Annotated in this window: 16 protein-coding genes; 8 read left to right on the top strand and 8 right to left on the bottom strand. The window is 36.4% G+C overall.

Annotated features, from left to right (window positions below):
• Nucleotide 1: 1 nt before the first annotated feature.
• From rsmH to tyrS, 6 genes are all read right to left on the bottom strand, one after another.
• On the bottom strand, nucleotides 2-937 hold the full coding sequence (gene rsmH, locus DNJ77_RS01105; protein WP_116963150.1) for a 16S rRNA (cytosine(1402)-N(4))-methyltransferase RsmH: 936 nt from the start codon (nucleotides 935-937) through the stop codon (nucleotides 2-4).
• Nucleotides 915-1,718, bottom strand: coding sequence for a tryptophan synthase subunit alpha (gene trpA, locus DNJ77_RS01100; RefSeq protein ID WP_116963149.1), 804 nt, complete (start codon nucleotides 1,716-1,718; stop codon nucleotides 915-917). The genes rsmH and trpA overlap by 23 nt, the downstream gene beginning before the upstream one ends.
• A complete protein-coding gene (gene trpB / locus DNJ77_RS01095) occupies nucleotides 1,711-2,892 on the bottom strand; it encodes a tryptophan synthase subunit beta (RefSeq protein WP_116963148.1) in 1,182 nt (393 codons plus the stop codon). Before trpB ends, trpA begins: the two co-directional genes overlap by 8 nt.
• A 124-nt stretch (nucleotides 2,893-3,016) precedes the next feature.
• A complete protein-coding gene (locus DNJ77_RS01090) occupies nucleotides 3,017-3,589 on the bottom strand; it encodes a hypothetical protein (protein WP_157966533.1) in 573 nt (190 codons plus the stop codon).
• A gap of 78 nt (nucleotides 3,590-3,667) precedes the next feature.
• Nucleotides 3,668-3,865 carry a hypothetical protein gene (locus tag DNJ77_RS01085; RefSeq protein WP_116963146.1) on the bottom strand — a complete coding sequence of 66 codons (198 nt, stop codon included), beginning with the start codon at nucleotides 3,863-3,865 and terminating at the stop codon, nucleotides 3,668-3,670.
• A 19-nt stretch (nucleotides 3,866-3,884) separates the two neighbouring features.
• A complete protein-coding gene (tyrS, locus tag DNJ77_RS01080) occupies nucleotides 3,885-5,087 on the bottom strand; it encodes a tyrosine--tRNA ligase (RefSeq protein WP_116963194.1) in 1,203 nt (400 codons plus the stop codon).
• A gap of 208 nt (nucleotides 5,088-5,295) precedes the next feature.
• On the opposite strand from tyrS, the gene DNJ77_RS01075 reads away from it, so the two are divergent.
• On the top strand, nucleotides 5,296-5,556 hold the full coding sequence (locus DNJ77_RS01075) for a hypothetical protein (RefSeq protein WP_116963145.1): 261 nt from the start codon (nucleotides 5,296-5,298) through the stop codon (nucleotides 5,554-5,556).
• A gap of 131 nt (nucleotides 5,557-5,687) precedes the next feature.
• Nucleotides 5,688-8,300, top strand: coding sequence for a DNA mismatch repair protein MutS (mutS, locus tag DNJ77_RS01070; protein WP_116963144.1), 2,613 nt, complete (start codon nucleotides 5,688-5,690; stop codon nucleotides 8,298-8,300).
• Nucleotides 8,301-8,385: 85 nt separating this feature from the next.
• Here the strand turns inward: mutS and mdh are convergent, their stop codons facing one another.
• Nucleotides 8,386-9,339, bottom strand: coding sequence for a malate dehydrogenase (mdh, locus tag DNJ77_RS01065; RefSeq protein ID WP_116963143.1), 954 nt, complete (start codon nucleotides 9,337-9,339; stop codon nucleotides 8,386-8,388).
• A gap of 648 nt (nucleotides 9,340-9,987) precedes the next feature.
• On the opposite strand from mdh, the gene DNJ77_RS01060 reads away from it, so the two are divergent.
• From DNJ77_RS01060 to DNJ77_RS01050, 3 genes are all read left to right on the top strand, one after another.
• Entirely contained in the window at nucleotides 9,988-10,281 is a 294-nt protein-coding gene (locus DNJ77_RS01060) for a helix-turn-helix domain-containing protein (protein WP_116963142.1), read from the top strand.
• A gap of 281 nt (nucleotides 10,282-10,562) precedes the next feature.
• Nucleotides 10,563-11,153: a TetR/AcrR family transcriptional regulator gene (locus DNJ77_RS01055; protein ID WP_116963141.1), complete on the top strand. Its 591-nt coding sequence runs from the start codon at nucleotides 10,563-10,565 to the stop codon at nucleotides 11,151-11,153.
• Nucleotides 11,154-11,381: 228 nt separating this feature from the next.
• Nucleotides 11,382-12,317 (top strand): NmrA family NAD(P)-binding protein, encoded by a 936-nt coding sequence (locus DNJ77_RS01050; protein WP_157966532.1) that lies wholly within the window; start codon nucleotides 11,382-11,384, stop codon nucleotides 12,315-12,317.
• Between the two features lie 386 nt (nucleotides 12,318-12,703).
• On the opposite strand, the gene ppa is transcribed toward DNJ77_RS01050, so the two are convergent.
• A complete protein-coding gene (gene ppa, locus DNJ77_RS01045) occupies nucleotides 12,704-13,231 on the bottom strand; it encodes an inorganic diphosphatase (RefSeq protein ID WP_116963139.1) in 528 nt (175 codons plus the stop codon).
• A gap of 91 nt (nucleotides 13,232-13,322) precedes the next feature.
• Between ppa and DNJ77_RS01040 the strand changes: the two genes are divergently transcribed.
• The 3 genes from DNJ77_RS01040 (at nucleotide 13,323) to DNJ77_RS01030 (ending at nucleotide 15,468) form a co-directional block, all read left to right on the top strand.
• On the top strand, nucleotides 13,323-14,135 hold the full coding sequence (locus DNJ77_RS01040) for a sulfite exporter TauE/SafE family protein (protein WP_116963138.1): 813 nt from the start codon (nucleotides 13,323-13,325) through the stop codon (nucleotides 14,133-14,135).
• A gap of 124 nt (nucleotides 14,136-14,259) precedes the next feature.
• Nucleotides 14,260-14,625, top strand: coding sequence for a phosphomannose isomerase type II C-terminal cupin domain (locus DNJ77_RS01035; protein ID WP_116963137.1), 366 nt, complete (start codon nucleotides 14,260-14,262; stop codon nucleotides 14,623-14,625).
• An 87-nt stretch (nucleotides 14,626-14,712) separates the two neighbouring features.
• Entirely contained in the window at nucleotides 14,713-15,468 is a 756-nt protein-coding gene (locus tag DNJ77_RS01030; protein ID WP_116963136.1) for a CDP-alcohol phosphatidyltransferase family protein, read from the top strand.
• Nucleotides 15,469-15,517 lie beyond the last annotated feature (49 nt).

The following is a 15,517-nucleotide window of genomic DNA, read 5'->3' as shown; positions in this document are numbered from 1 at the left end:
ATCAAACCTTTTTTATTTTTTCTATCACTCTTAAGATTGCACTTCTTGAGCGCACATTTTTACTTAGCTCATCTTCATTTGATTTACCTTGTTTTATAATCCACTTGGCTTGCGGAATAAAGTTATCAAACACAGGAAAACCTCGCGGAAGGTTTTTATTTTCATGTTTAATCAAATTGGTCATAAAGTGTTTCACAATTCTATCCTCTAACGAATGAAAACTAATCACGGTTAAACGTCCTGTTGACTTTAACAACTCAAACGCATCTATCAAGGTTTTACTAATCTCATTCAACTCCTGATTGACATAGATTCTTAACGCTTGAAAACAGCGAGTAGCTGGATGTTTTTTTTCTCTCTTACCAATCGTTTTTTCAATAAGGCTTGCAAGCTTAAGTGTACGTGTTAAATCTCCACCTGATTGAAGTGCTGTTTTAATTGCTTGTGCTATACGGAAAGCGTGACGCTCTTCACCAAACTCACGGAAAATAAGACTAAGCTCCTCAACGCTGTGACTATTAAGCACGTCAAAAGCCGACACACCATTTGTTTGATCCATGCGCATATCAAGTGGACCATCTTTCATAAAACTAAACCCACGCTCAGCTTGATCTAACTGCGGTGATGACACCCCTAAATCAAGCAAAATTCCATTTATTTTCCCTGTTAATCCGTGTGCATCGATTACTGTTTTCATCGTTGAAAATGGCGCGTGGATGAGTATTAATTTACGATTCTGAATGTAATCAGAAAAGTTATCCTTACCATATTCAATAGCTTCTAAATCACGATCAAAAGCAAACAATTGACCTGTATTGAGTTTTTCTAGAATTGCTTGTGAATGACCACCACGACCAAAGGTAGCATCAATATAGATACCATCTTGTTGAATATCTAAAGCATCAAGTGACTCATTAAGTAGAACAGAATAATGCATAGTTGTGAACGTCTTGTATAAATTGTTTCATTTTATTTATTGCGTTCGTTATATTACCTAAGTTTTGCTCAATAAGAGAAGTAAAATAACTGCCGACGATAGCCGCATTACCTCCTGCTTGCCATACGGCATGGACATGAGCGGGTTTTGAAATACCAAACCCCACCACCATTGGCTTATCAATTAAGCTTCGTACTTGTTTGATTCGCACGAGCGTTTGAGGCGCTATTTCTGCTTTGACACCAGTCGTTCCAAAACCACTTAATACATAATTAAATGCACTACTATGATCAGCTAACACTCTAACACGTATATCATTTGAATTAGGTGCAATCATTTGCACTACGCCAATATTATATTTTTTAAGCAAATCCATGTGTTCTTTAGCTTCTTCTAGTGGTAAATCTGCACACACCACGGCGTCTACACCAACCTGAGAGAGTTTTTGATATGCTATTTCACCGTGACTAAACAATAAGTTGTAATAAATCAAAAGTCCAATAGCCAGTTGTGGGTAGCGTATTCGGATAACGCTTAAAAGTTCAATACAACGGTCAAATTTCATGCCTGATTTTAGTGCGCGTTCCATTGATCTTTGGTTCATAGGACCGTCAGCAATTGGATCAGAAAATGGAAACCCAAGCTCAATTGCCTCAATTCCGGTACTAATGACAGCGTCAATAATTGTTAAACTTCTGTCGAAATCAGGATCCCCCAAAGTGAAAAATGGCATAAATACTTTCTTATTTTTATCCTGAAAAAGCATATTAAATCTATTCATTAATAGTACCTTTATACAAAAAATAGCTTGCTAAGTCTTTGTCCCCACGACCTGATAAATTGACTAATATGGTTTTGGTTTTGAGTTCATTTTTAGCTAATTTCAGCGCTAAAGCCAAAGCATGTGACGATTCAAAAGCTGGAATAATGCCCTCTTTTTTAGATAGCTCTTCAAACGCATTAATAGCCTCGCTATCACTAATAACCATATATTGAGCACGCTTAATTTGTTGTAAATAAACATGCTCAGGTCCTATGCCAGGATAGTCTAACCCCGCTGAGATGGAGTATGGTTCTTTAATCTGACCATCTTCATCTTGTAAAAACAATGAGTGCATACCATGAAAAACACCAACTTTTCCTTTATTCATTGTTGCTGCATGCTCACCTGTTTCAATGCCCTTGCCTGCAGGTTCAGCACCATAAAGCATAACTCTTTCATCTGCCAGAAAACCACTAAATATACCAATAGCATTACTACCTCCACCTATACAAGCAATCACGGCATCTGGGAGTTTATCTGTTTTAAGAAGCATTTGATTTCTTGCTTCGTGTCCTATGACTTGTTGAAAATAACGCACCAAACTTGGAAAAGGATGAGGACCAGCAGCTGTACCAAAGCAATAATAGGTATCCTCTGCATGACTGATCCAATCACGCATAGCATCATTAATAGCATCTTTCAATGTAGCACTACCCGAAGACACACTATGCACTTTTGCTCCAAAAAGCCTCATTCGCTCAACATTGGGCTTTTGCCTTGCAATATCAACCGCACCCATATAGATTTCAACATCAAGACCTAGCATCGCTCCTGTCATAGCTGTTGCTACACCATGTTGCCCAGCTCCAGTCTCGGCAATGACCCGTTTTTTGCCTAAATATTTTGCTAACAGCATCTGACCAATTGTATTATTGGTTTTATGGGCGCCACCATGCAATAAATCCTCGCGCTTTAAATACAGATGAATATTATATTCAGAAGAAAGATTACGCATAAAAGTAATGGGCGTTTCACGTCCAGCATAATCACGTAACATACGTTGAAGCTCATCTTGAAAAGTTTGATCCTTTTGAATTTCGATAAAACCTTGTTCAATCTCAGTTAACGTCGGAATTAAGCTTTCAGGAGCATAACAGCCACCAAACTGACCATATCGTGTTGCTAATTGCATAAAAGAATATTAATCCTTCAAAAAAAAACAGCAAAAACTGTGCGTCTAACATAACATTCCTTTTACGGTGTGACAAAGAAAATTTGCAACTTTGTATCAATATGAAGATGCAACAATATTGATATTAGTTATAAATACTATTCACCGATACCAACACTTTAGCAATACCAATAAGTATATGAGAATCATAAATTGGCATGTAAATAGGCACTACAATTTCAGCAGCACTAGTATCATATTCAATTTCACCGTATAACAACTTGCCTTTGCCATTGTTATAGCTATTTTTCCACCAATCTTCATCTGCCTGATAAAAATCTGTGGTCATGTTTGTTTGACAAACGTTCATCCCAACTAAATTCGTTATAAAAATTTCAGCAAAGGCTGGATGCTCTGCCTGAAACTGCTTTATTTTAATCGCACAAGCATTGTAAAGAAGCAATTGAACATTATAGGTATCACGAGACTTTTGCATATCTTGATCTAAGGCTTGATAATGCACTGGGGATAAGAACCCCTCTTCTGATAAATGCTGATTTGCATATTCTAAAGTTTGAAGAATTCTCTTACTACTAAATAAAAGTTGTAACTGTTCAACTCTTACATCCAAATGCGCACGCAGCTCGTGAGCATATTCACCACTTTGCAAATCTTTTTTACTAATTTGAGGTTGCCGCTGCTCTGAACAACTGCTCATAAACATCACCAATGAAAATGCCCCAATTAGGTGTTTCAAAGAAGCCATCATTTTAAAGCACATATTCGTCTGTAATACCTACAAATCTTCGTGCTCAATCACATTATTCTTTTTAGGTAGGAACAGATTAACAATAAATTTAATAATGCGATAAACAATCGTAATAGCTATCGCAAAAAGCAATATCCAAAATAAAAAAATAAAAACGTGAAATAACACAACGATTGCCGTTATTGCAATAAAAACAACTAGCACTTCCTGAATAAACTTTTCCATATTTTCTCCTATACCCCTTTTATATCAAGTTAATCTTAGCAAACTTTCTTTTCCCAACTTGATAAATATCTGAGGTTTGTTGCTTTAATACCAACTGAGTATCATCAATTCTATCACCATTTATTTTGACAGCACCTTGCTTGATCATGCGAATGGCTTCCGATGTACTAGATACAAGACCTACAAGTTTCAGAAGGTTGGCAATTGGTATTCTGTCTTGAGCGATAGTAATGGTTTCTTCAGGAATATTATCTGGAATTTGATTTTTTTGGAAGCGGTCAATAAAGTCCTGATGCGCTCTATTGGCTTCTTCTTCACTACGGAAACGTGCAATAATTTCTTTTGCGAGCTCAATTTTAACATCACGTGGGTTTTGACCATTTTGAACAGCTTGTTTTAGTGCGTTTATTTCTGCCATTGGTTTAAAACTTAAAAGCTCGTAATAACGCCACATCAGCTCATCTGAAATTGACATGATTTTACCACACATCTCTTGTGCAGACTCTTCAATACCAATGTAATTGTTAGCAGATTTAGACATTTTTTTAACACCATCTAAACCTTCTAACAATGGCATAGTAATAATGATTTGTGGTGGCTGATTTGCTTGCTTTTGTAATTCTCGTCCCATCAACAAATTAAATTTTTGGTCAGTTCCACCTAACTCAATGTCCGCGTGCATTGCAACAGAATCATAACCTTGAACAAGGGGATATAAAAATTCATGAATCGCAATGGTTTGACCTGATTTATAACGTTTAGAAAAATCATCGCGCTCAAGCATTCTTGCAACTGTTTGTTTAGAGGCAAGTTTGATCATATCACTCGCACTCATATTATTAAACCAATCACCATTACGCTTAACAACTGTTTTTTCCTTATCCAGGATCTTAAAAATCTGTGTCTGATAAGTTTTGGCATTTTCTTCTACTTCTTTGGCACTAAGTGGTGGTCGAGTCGTATTCTTTCCCGTTGGATCTCCGATTTGTGCCGTGAAATTGCCAATTAAAAAGTGTATTTCATGTCCTAAATCTTGTAACTGACGTAGTTTGTTGATCACAACGGTATGCCCTAGATGGATATCAGGAGCTGTTGGGTCGCAACCAAATTTTACGATAAGTGGTCTATTTTGCTTTAATTTCTCAATTAAATCTTCTTCAACCAAGACCTCATCGGCGCCACGCTTAATTATTTCTAAAGTTTGTTCAATATGATTACGCATAAATCTAAAATAATGTTTCTTAAAATAAGTTAGGTTATGTATACCAATAATGGCTGCAAAAGGCAATTGCCAACCCACGCGTTTATTTATTTTACTGCTTGGATAACCAGAAATTGTTTGGTATATAATCAAAACTATAATGACACTCTTAGCCAGATTTCGCTACACTTACTACTAGTAGTATAAATTTACAACTATAAAATGCCGAATGCAGCATACATCTTATAAGAAGATTTCATCTAAATCAAAAATAATCATCAACAAGACAAAAAAACGCAAGCATTTTTGGCGCTTTGTTTTTACTTTTTTATTCATTCTGATCGTGTTTTTTGTGCTCATCTACCGTTTATTTTATTTAGAAACTCATGATCGAGCCTTTCTCATTGAGTATGGTCAAAATGAAAGTAATCGCATGATTGATTTAGATAATACATGGGCATTATTTATGATCGAAATGGCGCGCCATTAGCTGAATATGCTTTACTCAACAAAAATAAAAATGGTTGATGCAAATTATCACAGATAACTAAGAACAAAGAGTATAAGCTTACAATAAAACTCGTTATAATTGCTAATAAACTCAGTCAATATTTAAGAGCTATGTCCGCACCCGCAGAATCATTACACACTCCAATGATGCAACAGTATTTGCATATTAAATCACAATATCCTAATACGCTTTTGTTTTATCGCATGGGTGACTTCTATGAATTATTTTATGAAGATGCACATAAAGCAGCAAAACTTTTAGATATTAGTCTAACCACGCGTGGGAAATCCAATGGTGAGTCCATTGCGATGGCAGGTGTGCCACATCACGCGGCTGAAAATTACTTATCGCGCTTAATCAAACAAGGTTTAAGCATTGCTATTTGTGAGCAAATAGGCGATGTCAATGGTAAAGGTCCTGTTGCACGCGAAGTTGTTCGTGTTATAACGCCAGGAACCGTTTCAGAAGAAAGCTTTATTGATAGTTATGATAATAATGTCCTTATGGCTATCTTTCAAAACAAGAGTCGTATTGGGATCGCATATCTTGAGTATACACAAGGTGAAATTCACTTGTTAGAGTTTCCTCAACAACCCACAGCAATATTAGATCAAGTATCGCGTTTAAAAGCTAAAGAAATACTTGTGATAGATGAATTTGCCAGTGATCTACGTAACTTATTTACCAATGAAGATATTTCCATTCAAGCGCGCCCACAATGGGAATTTCAATTAATGAGTGCTAAAAAACTCATCCAAGGCTATTTTGGTCAAAATACACTTACTGATGAATTAGCCAAGCTCCACCTTGCGATTTGTGCAGCTGGTGGACTTTTACACTACCTTGAGATCACACAAAAAGCTACACCCAAACATCTGCAAAGTATTTCAATTGAAGAAAATGACAAACTCTTAAACGTTGATGCGTCAACTCGCAAAAACCTTGAACTTGATAGTTCACTCTCTGGCAAACAGTCGCATACGCTCTTTGCAACTATGAATAAATGTAGAACTGCACTGGGTAATCGTTTATTAAAGCAATGGTTTAAATCACCTACACGTGATCAAGCCTTACTCAAAATAAGGCAAGCCGCAATTAAAGATTTAATGGCAGCAAATGCTATTGAGGGCATTCAAGCTCAGTTAAGTCAAACTCAAGATATTGAGCGAATTGCCTCACGCATAGCACTTAACACTTGTAAACCAAAAGACTTAATTGCGCTGCGTCACACATTAAGCATCTTGCCAAAATTACAATCTATTATTAAATCAACACAACAAGATCCATGTCTTATAAAACTTGCTAATCAGCTAAGCTTATTACCTGAACTTGTTACACTTTTAAATGATGCACTTATCGATGATCCCCCTGTTACGATTCGCGATGGAGGTGTGATCAAAGAAGGATTTGATCCTGAACTTGATGAGCTTAGAAATATTAATAGGAATGCAGGTTCTTATCTCATGAAACTTGAGCAACAAGAACGCAAGCGCACAGGAATTAACAGTCTTAAAGTAAACTTTAATAAAGTCCATGGTTATTATATCGAAATCTCTAAAACTCATAGCATTCAGCTACCAGATGAATACACTAGGAGACAAACCTTAAAAAATGCTGAACGTTATATTACACCTGAACTTAAAGCCTTTGAAGATAAAATTCTAAGCAGTAACGAAAAAGCATTGACATATGAAAAACACCTTTATCAAAGGCTATTACAAAAGATATTAGAGCAATATACACTATTACAACAAACAGCAAAGTCTATTGCACAACTTGATGTTTTAACCAATCTTGCTGAGCGTGCTATAAGCTTAAAATTAAACTGTCCTATACTTTCAAATAATCTAGGCATCAAAATCGAAGAAGGTAGACATTTGGTTATTGAACAACTTTCCAACCAACCCTTTATCGCCAATGATAGTCAATTAGATGAGCACAAGCATCTACAAATTATCACGGGGCCCAACATGGGTGGTAAATCCACTTATATGCGCCAAATTGCACACATTGTCTTTTTAGCACATATTGGTTCGTTTGTGCCTGCCAAAATGGCTCAAATTGGTGAAATTGACGCAATTTTCACACGTATAGGAGCGGCTGATGATATTAGTTCTGGACGTTCTACTTTTATGGTTGAAATGACAGAGTGTGCGCATATTTTACGCAATGCTAGTGATAAAAGCCTAGTGCTTATGGATGAAGTAGGTCGAGGTACGAGCACATTTGATGGGTTGGCATTGGCAATGGCTTGTGCAGAAAAACTTATTAAAATTAAAGCTTACACGCTATTTGCTACACATTATTTTGAATTAACGCATCTAGCAGCACAATACAGCAACGTTGAAAATATTCACTTTGAGGCAACTGAATATCGCGATAATATTGTCTTTTTACATCACGCCAAAGAAGGGGCGGCTTTAAAAAGCTATGGGATACAAGTTGCAAAACTTGCAGGAGTGCCACAAGATGTCTTAAACAATGCTAAAAGCATCCTAAAACGCCTTGAAGCGCGAGATACCGATCCTTATGCTCCAACTCAACAAAGTTTTGATTTTACAATAATACCGATACCAGAAAATCAAAATACTCAACGTGAGTCTCACTATAAAGAGCTGATTGATATACTAGAGTCGATTGATCCAAATAAAATAACGCCGATTGAAGCAATGAGCACTTTGTACAGTTTAAAAAGCTTGTTAGACAATATGACCCAAGGTTAATACGACTAGTGCTACATCGCTTAAATGACTCATATAAATGTTAACGTCAGTATCCGTTATGAATAAAATAGTTTTTTTTCGAAGCTTACATTAATTTATCAGCAGCGCCATTTAGCTCTTTGACCGCATCAATAGAGAGTTGTAGCTGTGCTCTTTCCTTAGTAGTAATTTCCACTTCTAACGCTTGAACACCTTTAGCTGTAATCTTAGTTGGTACGCCAACAAATAGCTCTTCATCTAAACCGTACATGCCTTTTTTCAATTTTGTCGCACATGGCAAAATCATGCCTTTATCGTGTAAGTAGCTCTCCGCCATTTGAATGCCAGAAGCTGCAGGAGCATAATAGGCAGAACCTGTTTTTAATAATCCCACGATTTCACCACCGCCTTTACGTGTACGATCAACAATTTCTTCTAAGCGTTTGGCTGTAATTTTGCCTTCTTGAACTAATTTTTCTAAACTCACACCTGCAATATTACTCATGCCTGTCAATGGCACCATCGTATCACCATGTCCACCCATAACGTAAGCTTGTACTTGATGCAAAGACACATTAAACTCCCAAGCTAAGAATGTTCTAAAACGAGCAGAATCTAAGACCCCTGCCATGCCTACAATTTTATGATCAGCAATACCTGAATAATGTTGCAGCATACGGACCATGATATCCAATGGGTTAGTAATGCAAATAACAAATGCTTGAGGACAATTGTTTTTAATTCCTTCACCTACTGCTTTCATCACTTTAGCATTAATACCTAATAAATCATCACGACTCATACCAGGTTTTCTGGGTACACCTGCCGTTACAATTACAACATCTGCACCTTTAATGTCGACATAATTATTTGTACCAATGATAGTTGCATCAATACCTTCTACAGGACAAGTTTGAGCCAAATCTAGTGCTTTACCTTGTGGTACTCCTTCTGCGATGTCAAATAACACCACATCCCCTAAGTTTTTAATTAAAGCCAAATGCGCTAAGGTTCCACCAATATTCCCTGCACCAATTAATGCAATTTTCTTGCGTGCCATAGATTTTCTCCAGTTCAATTCATTCGGTTGAAATAATCCAAGTAACTATACTTTGCTTGTCTTAATTGTCAAATGAAGTTGAAGCAGAATAAAAAAGTTTTACTTATAGGAGTTAATGCCATAGCTGGACTCGACACGTTAATTGAGGCAAGGACTTTTATCCAGATATTCATAAATTATCCTTCTTAATTTTTAGAAAGCTAACATTTAAACTATTAAAAAATATCATCACAGTCATGCATCTGGCATCTTAGCTTTCAGAGTTTTTAGAAAAAAACAAAATTCTCAGCTTACACGATTATTTCTCAAAGAGGACTTTTTAATTGATATGGTTTAACATAAATACAGCAAAGCTCTCCCCATACAATTCTACAGCACGAAGATCTCCTGAGTTTTCTATCCTGCATTGTTCAAACTGCGCCATAGCCCCTATGATTGCGCCAAATAGATAATAGATTAATACATTTAATGTCTCGTTGTTTAATTTTTTGGCAGCCTTAGCTATTGCTTTTGTTGTAACATATAAACTAATGTAGACAATTGTGTATCAGTCATAATAAGATCTGACAAAACTCTTATATAAAGAGAAGGTTACCCATTTAGATCTCAAACGTTAAAACAAATATAAAAAACAAGAGGCAACTTCACATGAATACTATAAATCAACGTGTTATAAAAAATAAGTTAGGGTTATTAAACTTAAAAGAGGAGATTGGAAATCTCTCCGAGGCATGTAAGGTAATGAGGTTGTCTAGAGATACATTTTATCATTATCAATCCACCGTCGCAGAAGGTCATGTTGAGGCGCTATTGGATAAAAATAGACGTCAGCCCAACATCAAAAAACAGGTAGAAGAGTCCGTTGAGAAAGCGGTGGTTGCTTATGCGATAGATTATCTCACCTATGGTCAGCGAAGAGTCAGTAATGAGCTCAAAAAGTAAGGGGTATTTGTATTGCTGGAAAAGGGGCGCTGTATCTGGTTGCTGAAAAAGCGTTTGAATCAATTAGAGCTCAAAGCGGTTAATGAAGACTGTGGATTGACAAAAAAACAATTGGCAGCCTTTATTTATGCGTGAAGAAGCCAGGCGTACTGGATGAGTCTATATTATCGGGTTATCTTTAAACGTTTTGAATTTCTTATACGAATGCGTTAAAAACAACTTTGAAATTGTCCCGAAACTTTCAAACTAGGGGTTGTCAATTAATAGTTAAAGAGTTATTTATGTCAAGACCAATAAAAGTTACGAATGAACAGATTATTACCACAGCTAGGCGTTGCTTTCTAGAATGCGGTGCAAACATACCAGCCATGAATATCGCGGATAAACTTGGCATTAGCCACACCACTATCTTTAATCGATTTGGTTCGAAAGAAGCACTGATGATAGCCGCCCTTGGACCAGAAGAAAATATATCGTGGCTTGATATACTTGAAACTGGACCGGATGAGCGTCCGATTCAAGAGCAACTCGTTGAACATTGCAAGGTTATATCACACTACTTTCAGGATATGGTAAGGGGTTTTTCCGTATTGGAATCAGCTGGTATTTCAACAAAAAAAATTTTTGCACGGCAAAAAGGAGAATCTCAGCCAATAAAGGCATTTCGCACGCTAGCTAGCTGGCTAAAACGCGCTCAAATCCGCGGTCTTATAACTGAATGCGATATTGATACACTATCAATAACTATTCTTGGCGCATTGCATAATCGAGCCTTTACAAAATATTTTTGTGATACAGAAAAATCGAATGATATCAATGACGAATATATCGAGCTTTTTATTGCTCTTCTATGGAATGGTATTAGGAAATGAGAAATATTTGACCTTAGTACAGATAAACGTACACCATTTTTACATAAGACAAAATTGTGATTTGACAATTAATAAATAGTTTGTTAAATTTTACTTTCTTTCTAGAAAGAAAGTAAAAGAAAGGGTGGAGAATAATATATATTATAAATGGAAGGAATTAAATACGTTCAGTCCACAACACATATATATTCTCTACATATTTTTAGCTCAAATAATTGGAGAAAACTCATGAAAAAAGTCATTGCATTAGTTGGTGGAACAGGCCATGTTGGAAAACTCATTGCAGAGTCATTGCTTGGTAATCCCAATGTGCAACTTCGTCTACTTGTACGTCCAGACAGTCGCCAGAAAGTAAAAGCGCTTGAAGAACGTGGCGCACAGATAATTGAAGGTGAAATTGGAGTGGGTAATGAGGATGCGCTGGCTTCTCTTTGCCAAGGAGCAATGACCGTCATTTCCGCAGTTCAGGGTGGACCAGACATTATTATCGATGGTCAAAAACAATTACTGATTGCCGCGCGGAAAGCAGGAGTCAAGCGTTTTATTCCATCGGATTTTTCACTGAATCTTTTCAAGGTTACACCTGGTCATATTATTACTTCAGATTGGCGTCTTACATTCTCAGACATAGCGGATAAGGAACGTGGTAATATAGAGGTAGTACATATATTGAATGGTGGGTTTCTAGATAGCGGCATAATGTTTGATTTCCTTCGCCTCATCGACGTGAAAGAAAGCGTGGCTTATGTTTGGGGCGATGGTAAGCAAAATATGGATTGGACGACCTATGTCGATGCGGCACAGTACACGGCGGAGGTTGCTATTGATGAGCGCCCTGTACCACGCGCCTTCAAGGTAGCAGGCAATGTTCTTAATTTCCATGAAATTGTCAAGTTGTATGAAGAAGCATCAGGCGACAAGCTAAAAATTGTACAACTGGGGTCAATGGCAGACTTGGACTTACGTATTGAGGAATTGCTAAAAGGAGGTCAGCAAAATTTTCTCTCCTTCTTACCGCTGATGTATTATCGCTCCCTTTTAAATGGTGAAGCTAAGCTCGATTTACTGATGAATGATCGCTACCCATCAATAAAACCTACTACAATGCGCGAGTATATACAGAAGTATGTGAACATTGAAAAGCAGACCAATGAGTCAAGGTAATCACATTTAAAAGTTATTGATTTATTTATCCTGTGTGAAAATCCATGTGAATAGAGTAAGCCAATGACAAAACCTCTGCTAACTTCATTAATTTTTCAACACCTTGAAGCTATCCTCGACCTAAGGGTTAATAGAAGAAAGAAACATCGGTTGAGAATATTCTATTTAGTTGCCTCTGAAAGCTGCATAAACGTATTTGACATCCTATCCTCTCTTCCTAAAGGAGGGGGATGTCAATGGTGTATTTTCCAAATTGCCAATTGTGGTCGTTGATACTAAAAAGAAACTATCATGCAGGCTTTATGATTCTATCTATTGTATTAACTGAACTATAGGCATGAGAACTTATAACAGAAGACGGTGTAAATATTGATCATAGCAACTAGCTAATCTTTTTTATAACGTTTAATACTAGCTTTAATATCTGCCTTTGCAGAATCAACACCTTCAAAGCCATCGACTTTTACCCATTTGTTAGGCTCTAGGTCTTTATAATGCTCAAAAAAGTGCTTAATTTGATCCAATAATAGCTTGGATAAATCCGTTACTTCTCTTACATCATCATAAATCTTAGTAAGCTTGCTGCTGGGAACAGCAATGATTTTAGCATCAACACCTGATTCATCTGCCATTTTTAATACTCCAACAGGACGACAATTAATAATGACACCTGGTCTTAGTGCCACAGGTGCTACAACAAGTACATCTACAGGATCACCATCTTCAGATAGAGTATTTGGGACAAAACCATAATTACAAGGATATTGCATAGTCGTTGACATAAAACGATCTACAATCAGCATATTTGCATCTTTGTCAAACTCATATTTTACTGGCTCGTTATAAGCAGGAATTTCAATCACAACGTTGATGTCGTTTGGTGCGTCTTTGCCAACTTTTATATTTGCAAGCATAGTATTTCCTTTTTTAGACTTGATTTAAACATAATTAACTGGGTTATTTTCTTTCATTCATTATAATTATTCAACCCATTTAACTGATTATATGAATATCATGCTTTATCTTTTTTTACTTCTTATATTATCTGGTTGTTTAACAGGATTTTTGGCAGGTCTTCTTGGTATTGGTGGTGGCATTATTATCGTACCGGTATTGGCATTTGTTTTTCACCAATTACCACAAACGGCAGACTCATACATGCAATTTGCGGCAGGCACATCGCTTGGAATTATGATATTTACTACGTTTTCGTCCATACCCCACAAATTACGTGTACGAGAAGTAAATCTAACTATTGTGAAAATGCTTGTTCCTTGGATTATTAGTATGAATGTATTAGGGGCAATCATCGCACGATTTCTTAACCCTAAAACCCTCAGTATTTTATTTGCGTGCTTAATGCTATTTATGTTCTTTCAGATGCTTTTGCAATCCCATAAAGTTAATGAAACACCAAAGCGTAACGGTAAGCTCAAAAGTGCATTTTGGGGTAGTTTGGTAGGTATTAAATCAGGATTTTTTGGCATAGGTGGAGGTATTGTTACTATTCCTTATATTCACTCTCTTGGTTACTCAATACGCATAGCAATTGGCACTTCTAGCTTATTTACATTGGTTATTGCAATTATAGGCAGTGTTAGTTTTATCGTTACGGGCTATACCGAAAATTTAGATACTCCCTGGAGTCTGGGTTACTTATATTTACCCGCGATTATATGTGTTGCCCCTACAAGTATGATTTTCTCAAAACTTGGCGCAAAGTTTTCAAGTAAAACATCCTCTAAAACGCTTAAAATCACTTTTCTTGCAATACTTCTAATTGTATCTATTAAAATGCTATGGATAGCGCTGTTGTAAAATCAACAGCATCTAATCTCACTATTAAAAAAACTTTGAGTTATAAACTCTATAAAACACAGGAGCTTAGCGCTATAATTTCAATCTCTAAATAAACAGGTTAGATAAAAGAGTATTTTCATTAATGAGCATAAATCTAAATAAAACAGGACAAACCTACTATAGACCTTGGGGTAGCTATAAAACCATAGAGCAAGGTAACGGCTTTCAGGCAAAATTAATTACGGTTAATCCAGGTGGTTGCTTATCGCTACAAAAGCACTCTAAACGTGCTGAACACTGGATTGTTATTCAAGGTACGGCAACGATCACTATTGATAATTCAACAAAAGATTATCAAGTTAATACACACGTTTATATTCCTACACAAGCCGTGCATAGACTGCATAATAAAACCGATGAAACTATCGCCATTATTGAAGTCCAAATAGGAAGTTATTTAGGCGAAGATGATATCATCCGTCTAGATGATATTTATAACCGCAACTAAAAGCCCATCTATTGCACTTTCTCTCTTTAGTTTTTTTTGCTAACCTATGCCAAGTTTATAATTATTGAAGGTATGTGGTATTATTCAATGCTTACTTCTTTTCAGCGTCTTTACGGTTGGCTTGTTCATTTATTTACGGCCAGTGGTGCTGTTTTTTCCGTTTTAGCTTTAACCGCTTCTGCAGAAGCCTATGCTGCTAAACTTGCACACAATCATACAGACTTCATTTTTCATTTAAAACTTTCCTTTGCTTATGTCGTCATTGCTATCATCGTTGATGCTGTAGATGGGACATTAGCTCGACAAATAGATATTAAGAAACTTGCTCCACTTGATGGTAGCCTCATGGATAACATTATTGATTTTACTAATTATGCAGTTATCCCATCGGTTTGGGTGTTTATTACTGATGTCATCCCTGATAACCTAAAAATTATTTCGTTAACCTTGATCATACTTGCTTCATGCTACCAATTTTGTCAATTAGATGCCAAAACTAAAGATCATTTTTTTAAAGGCTTTCCAAGTTATTGGAACCTTGCTATTTATTATTTGATTTACTTTCAATTTTCTGTGACAACTAACTTTATTATCATCATAGCCTTAACCATTCTAACCTTTATTCCAATTAAGTATATTTATCCATCTCGAATGAACTATTTAAGTCGACATAAGTTCATTATTACGCTTATGTTTATTTATACCTTGATTTGGGGGGGCGCCACCATTGCCTCAGCTTTTTTGTGGCCTGTATCCCATGCTTTCTTAACGTGGACGATTGTAAGTTATATTCTTGTGTATTTTATTTTCAGCATTTATCGAACGTTAACCCCCTTGCACTAGTACGACTAGTCAAGTAAGAGTTACGCATTAATAAGAGAATGATTTTGCG

The organism is Fastidiosibacter lacustris (genome assembly GCF_003428155.1).
GTDB classification, from domain to species: Bacteria; Pseudomonadota; Gammaproteobacteria; order Francisellales; family Francisellaceae; genus Caedibacter; species Caedibacter lacustris.
The sequence above is the reverse complement of the archived record's forward strand: the minus strand, read 5'-3'. Positions and strand labels throughout refer to the sequence as shown.

Excerpts from the sequence above, each read along its gene's own strand:
- rsmH (WP_116963150.1), bottom strand. The coding sequence starts at position 937 with ATGCATTATTCTGTTCTACTTAATGAGTCACTTGATGCTTTAGATATT.
- trpA (WP_116963149.1), bottom strand. The coding sequence starts at position 1,718 with ATGAATAGATTTAATATGCTTTTTCAGGATAAAAATAAGAAAGTATTT.
- trpB (WP_116963148.1), bottom strand. The coding sequence starts at position 2,892 with ATGCAATTAGCAACACGATATGGTCAGTTTGGTGGCTGTTATGCTCCT.
- DNJ77_RS01090 (WP_157966533.1), bottom strand. The coding sequence starts at position 3,589 with ATGAGCAGTTGTTCAGAGCAGCGGCAACCTCAAATTAGTAAAAAAGAT.
- DNJ77_RS01085 (WP_116963146.1), bottom strand. The coding sequence starts at position 3,865 with ATGGAAAAGTTTATTCAGGAAGTGCTAGTTGTTTTTATTGCAATAACG.
- tyrS (WP_116963194.1), bottom strand. The coding sequence starts at position 5,087 with ATGCGTAATCATATTGAACAAACTTTAGAAATAATTAAGCGTGGCGCC.
- DNJ77_RS01075 (WP_116963145.1), top strand. The coding sequence starts at position 5,296 with ATGCAGCATACATCTTATAAGAAGATTTCATCTAAATCAAAAATAATC.
- mutS (WP_116963144.1), top strand. The coding sequence starts at position 5,688 with ATGTCCGCACCCGCAGAATCATTACACACTCCAATGATGCAACAGTAT.
- mdh (WP_116963143.1), bottom strand. The coding sequence starts at position 9,339 with ATGGCACGCAAGAAAATTGCATTAATTGGTGCAGGGAATATTGGTGGA.
- DNJ77_RS01060 (WP_116963142.1), top strand. The coding sequence starts at position 9,988 with ATGAATACTATAAATCAACGTGTTATAAAAAATAAGTTAGGGTTATTA.
- DNJ77_RS01055 (WP_116963141.1), top strand. The coding sequence starts at position 10,563 with ATGTCAAGACCAATAAAAGTTACGAATGAACAGATTATTACCACAGCT.
- DNJ77_RS01050 (WP_157966532.1), top strand. The coding sequence starts at position 11,382 with ATGAAAAAAGTCATTGCATTAGTTGGTGGAACAGGCCATGTTGGAAAA.
- ppa (WP_116963139.1), bottom strand. The coding sequence starts at position 13,231 with ATGCTTGCAAATATAAAAGTTGGCAAAGACGCACCAAACGACATCAAC.
- DNJ77_RS01040 (WP_116963138.1), top strand. The coding sequence starts at position 13,323 with ATGAATATCATGCTTTATCTTTTTTTACTTCTTATATTATCTGGTTGT.
- DNJ77_RS01035 (WP_116963137.1), top strand. The coding sequence starts at position 14,260 with ATGAGCATAAATCTAAATAAAACAGGACAAACCTACTATAGACCTTGG.
- DNJ77_RS01030 (WP_116963136.1), top strand. The coding sequence starts at position 14,713 with ATGCTTACTTCTTTTCAGCGTCTTTACGGTTGGCTTGTTCATTTATTT.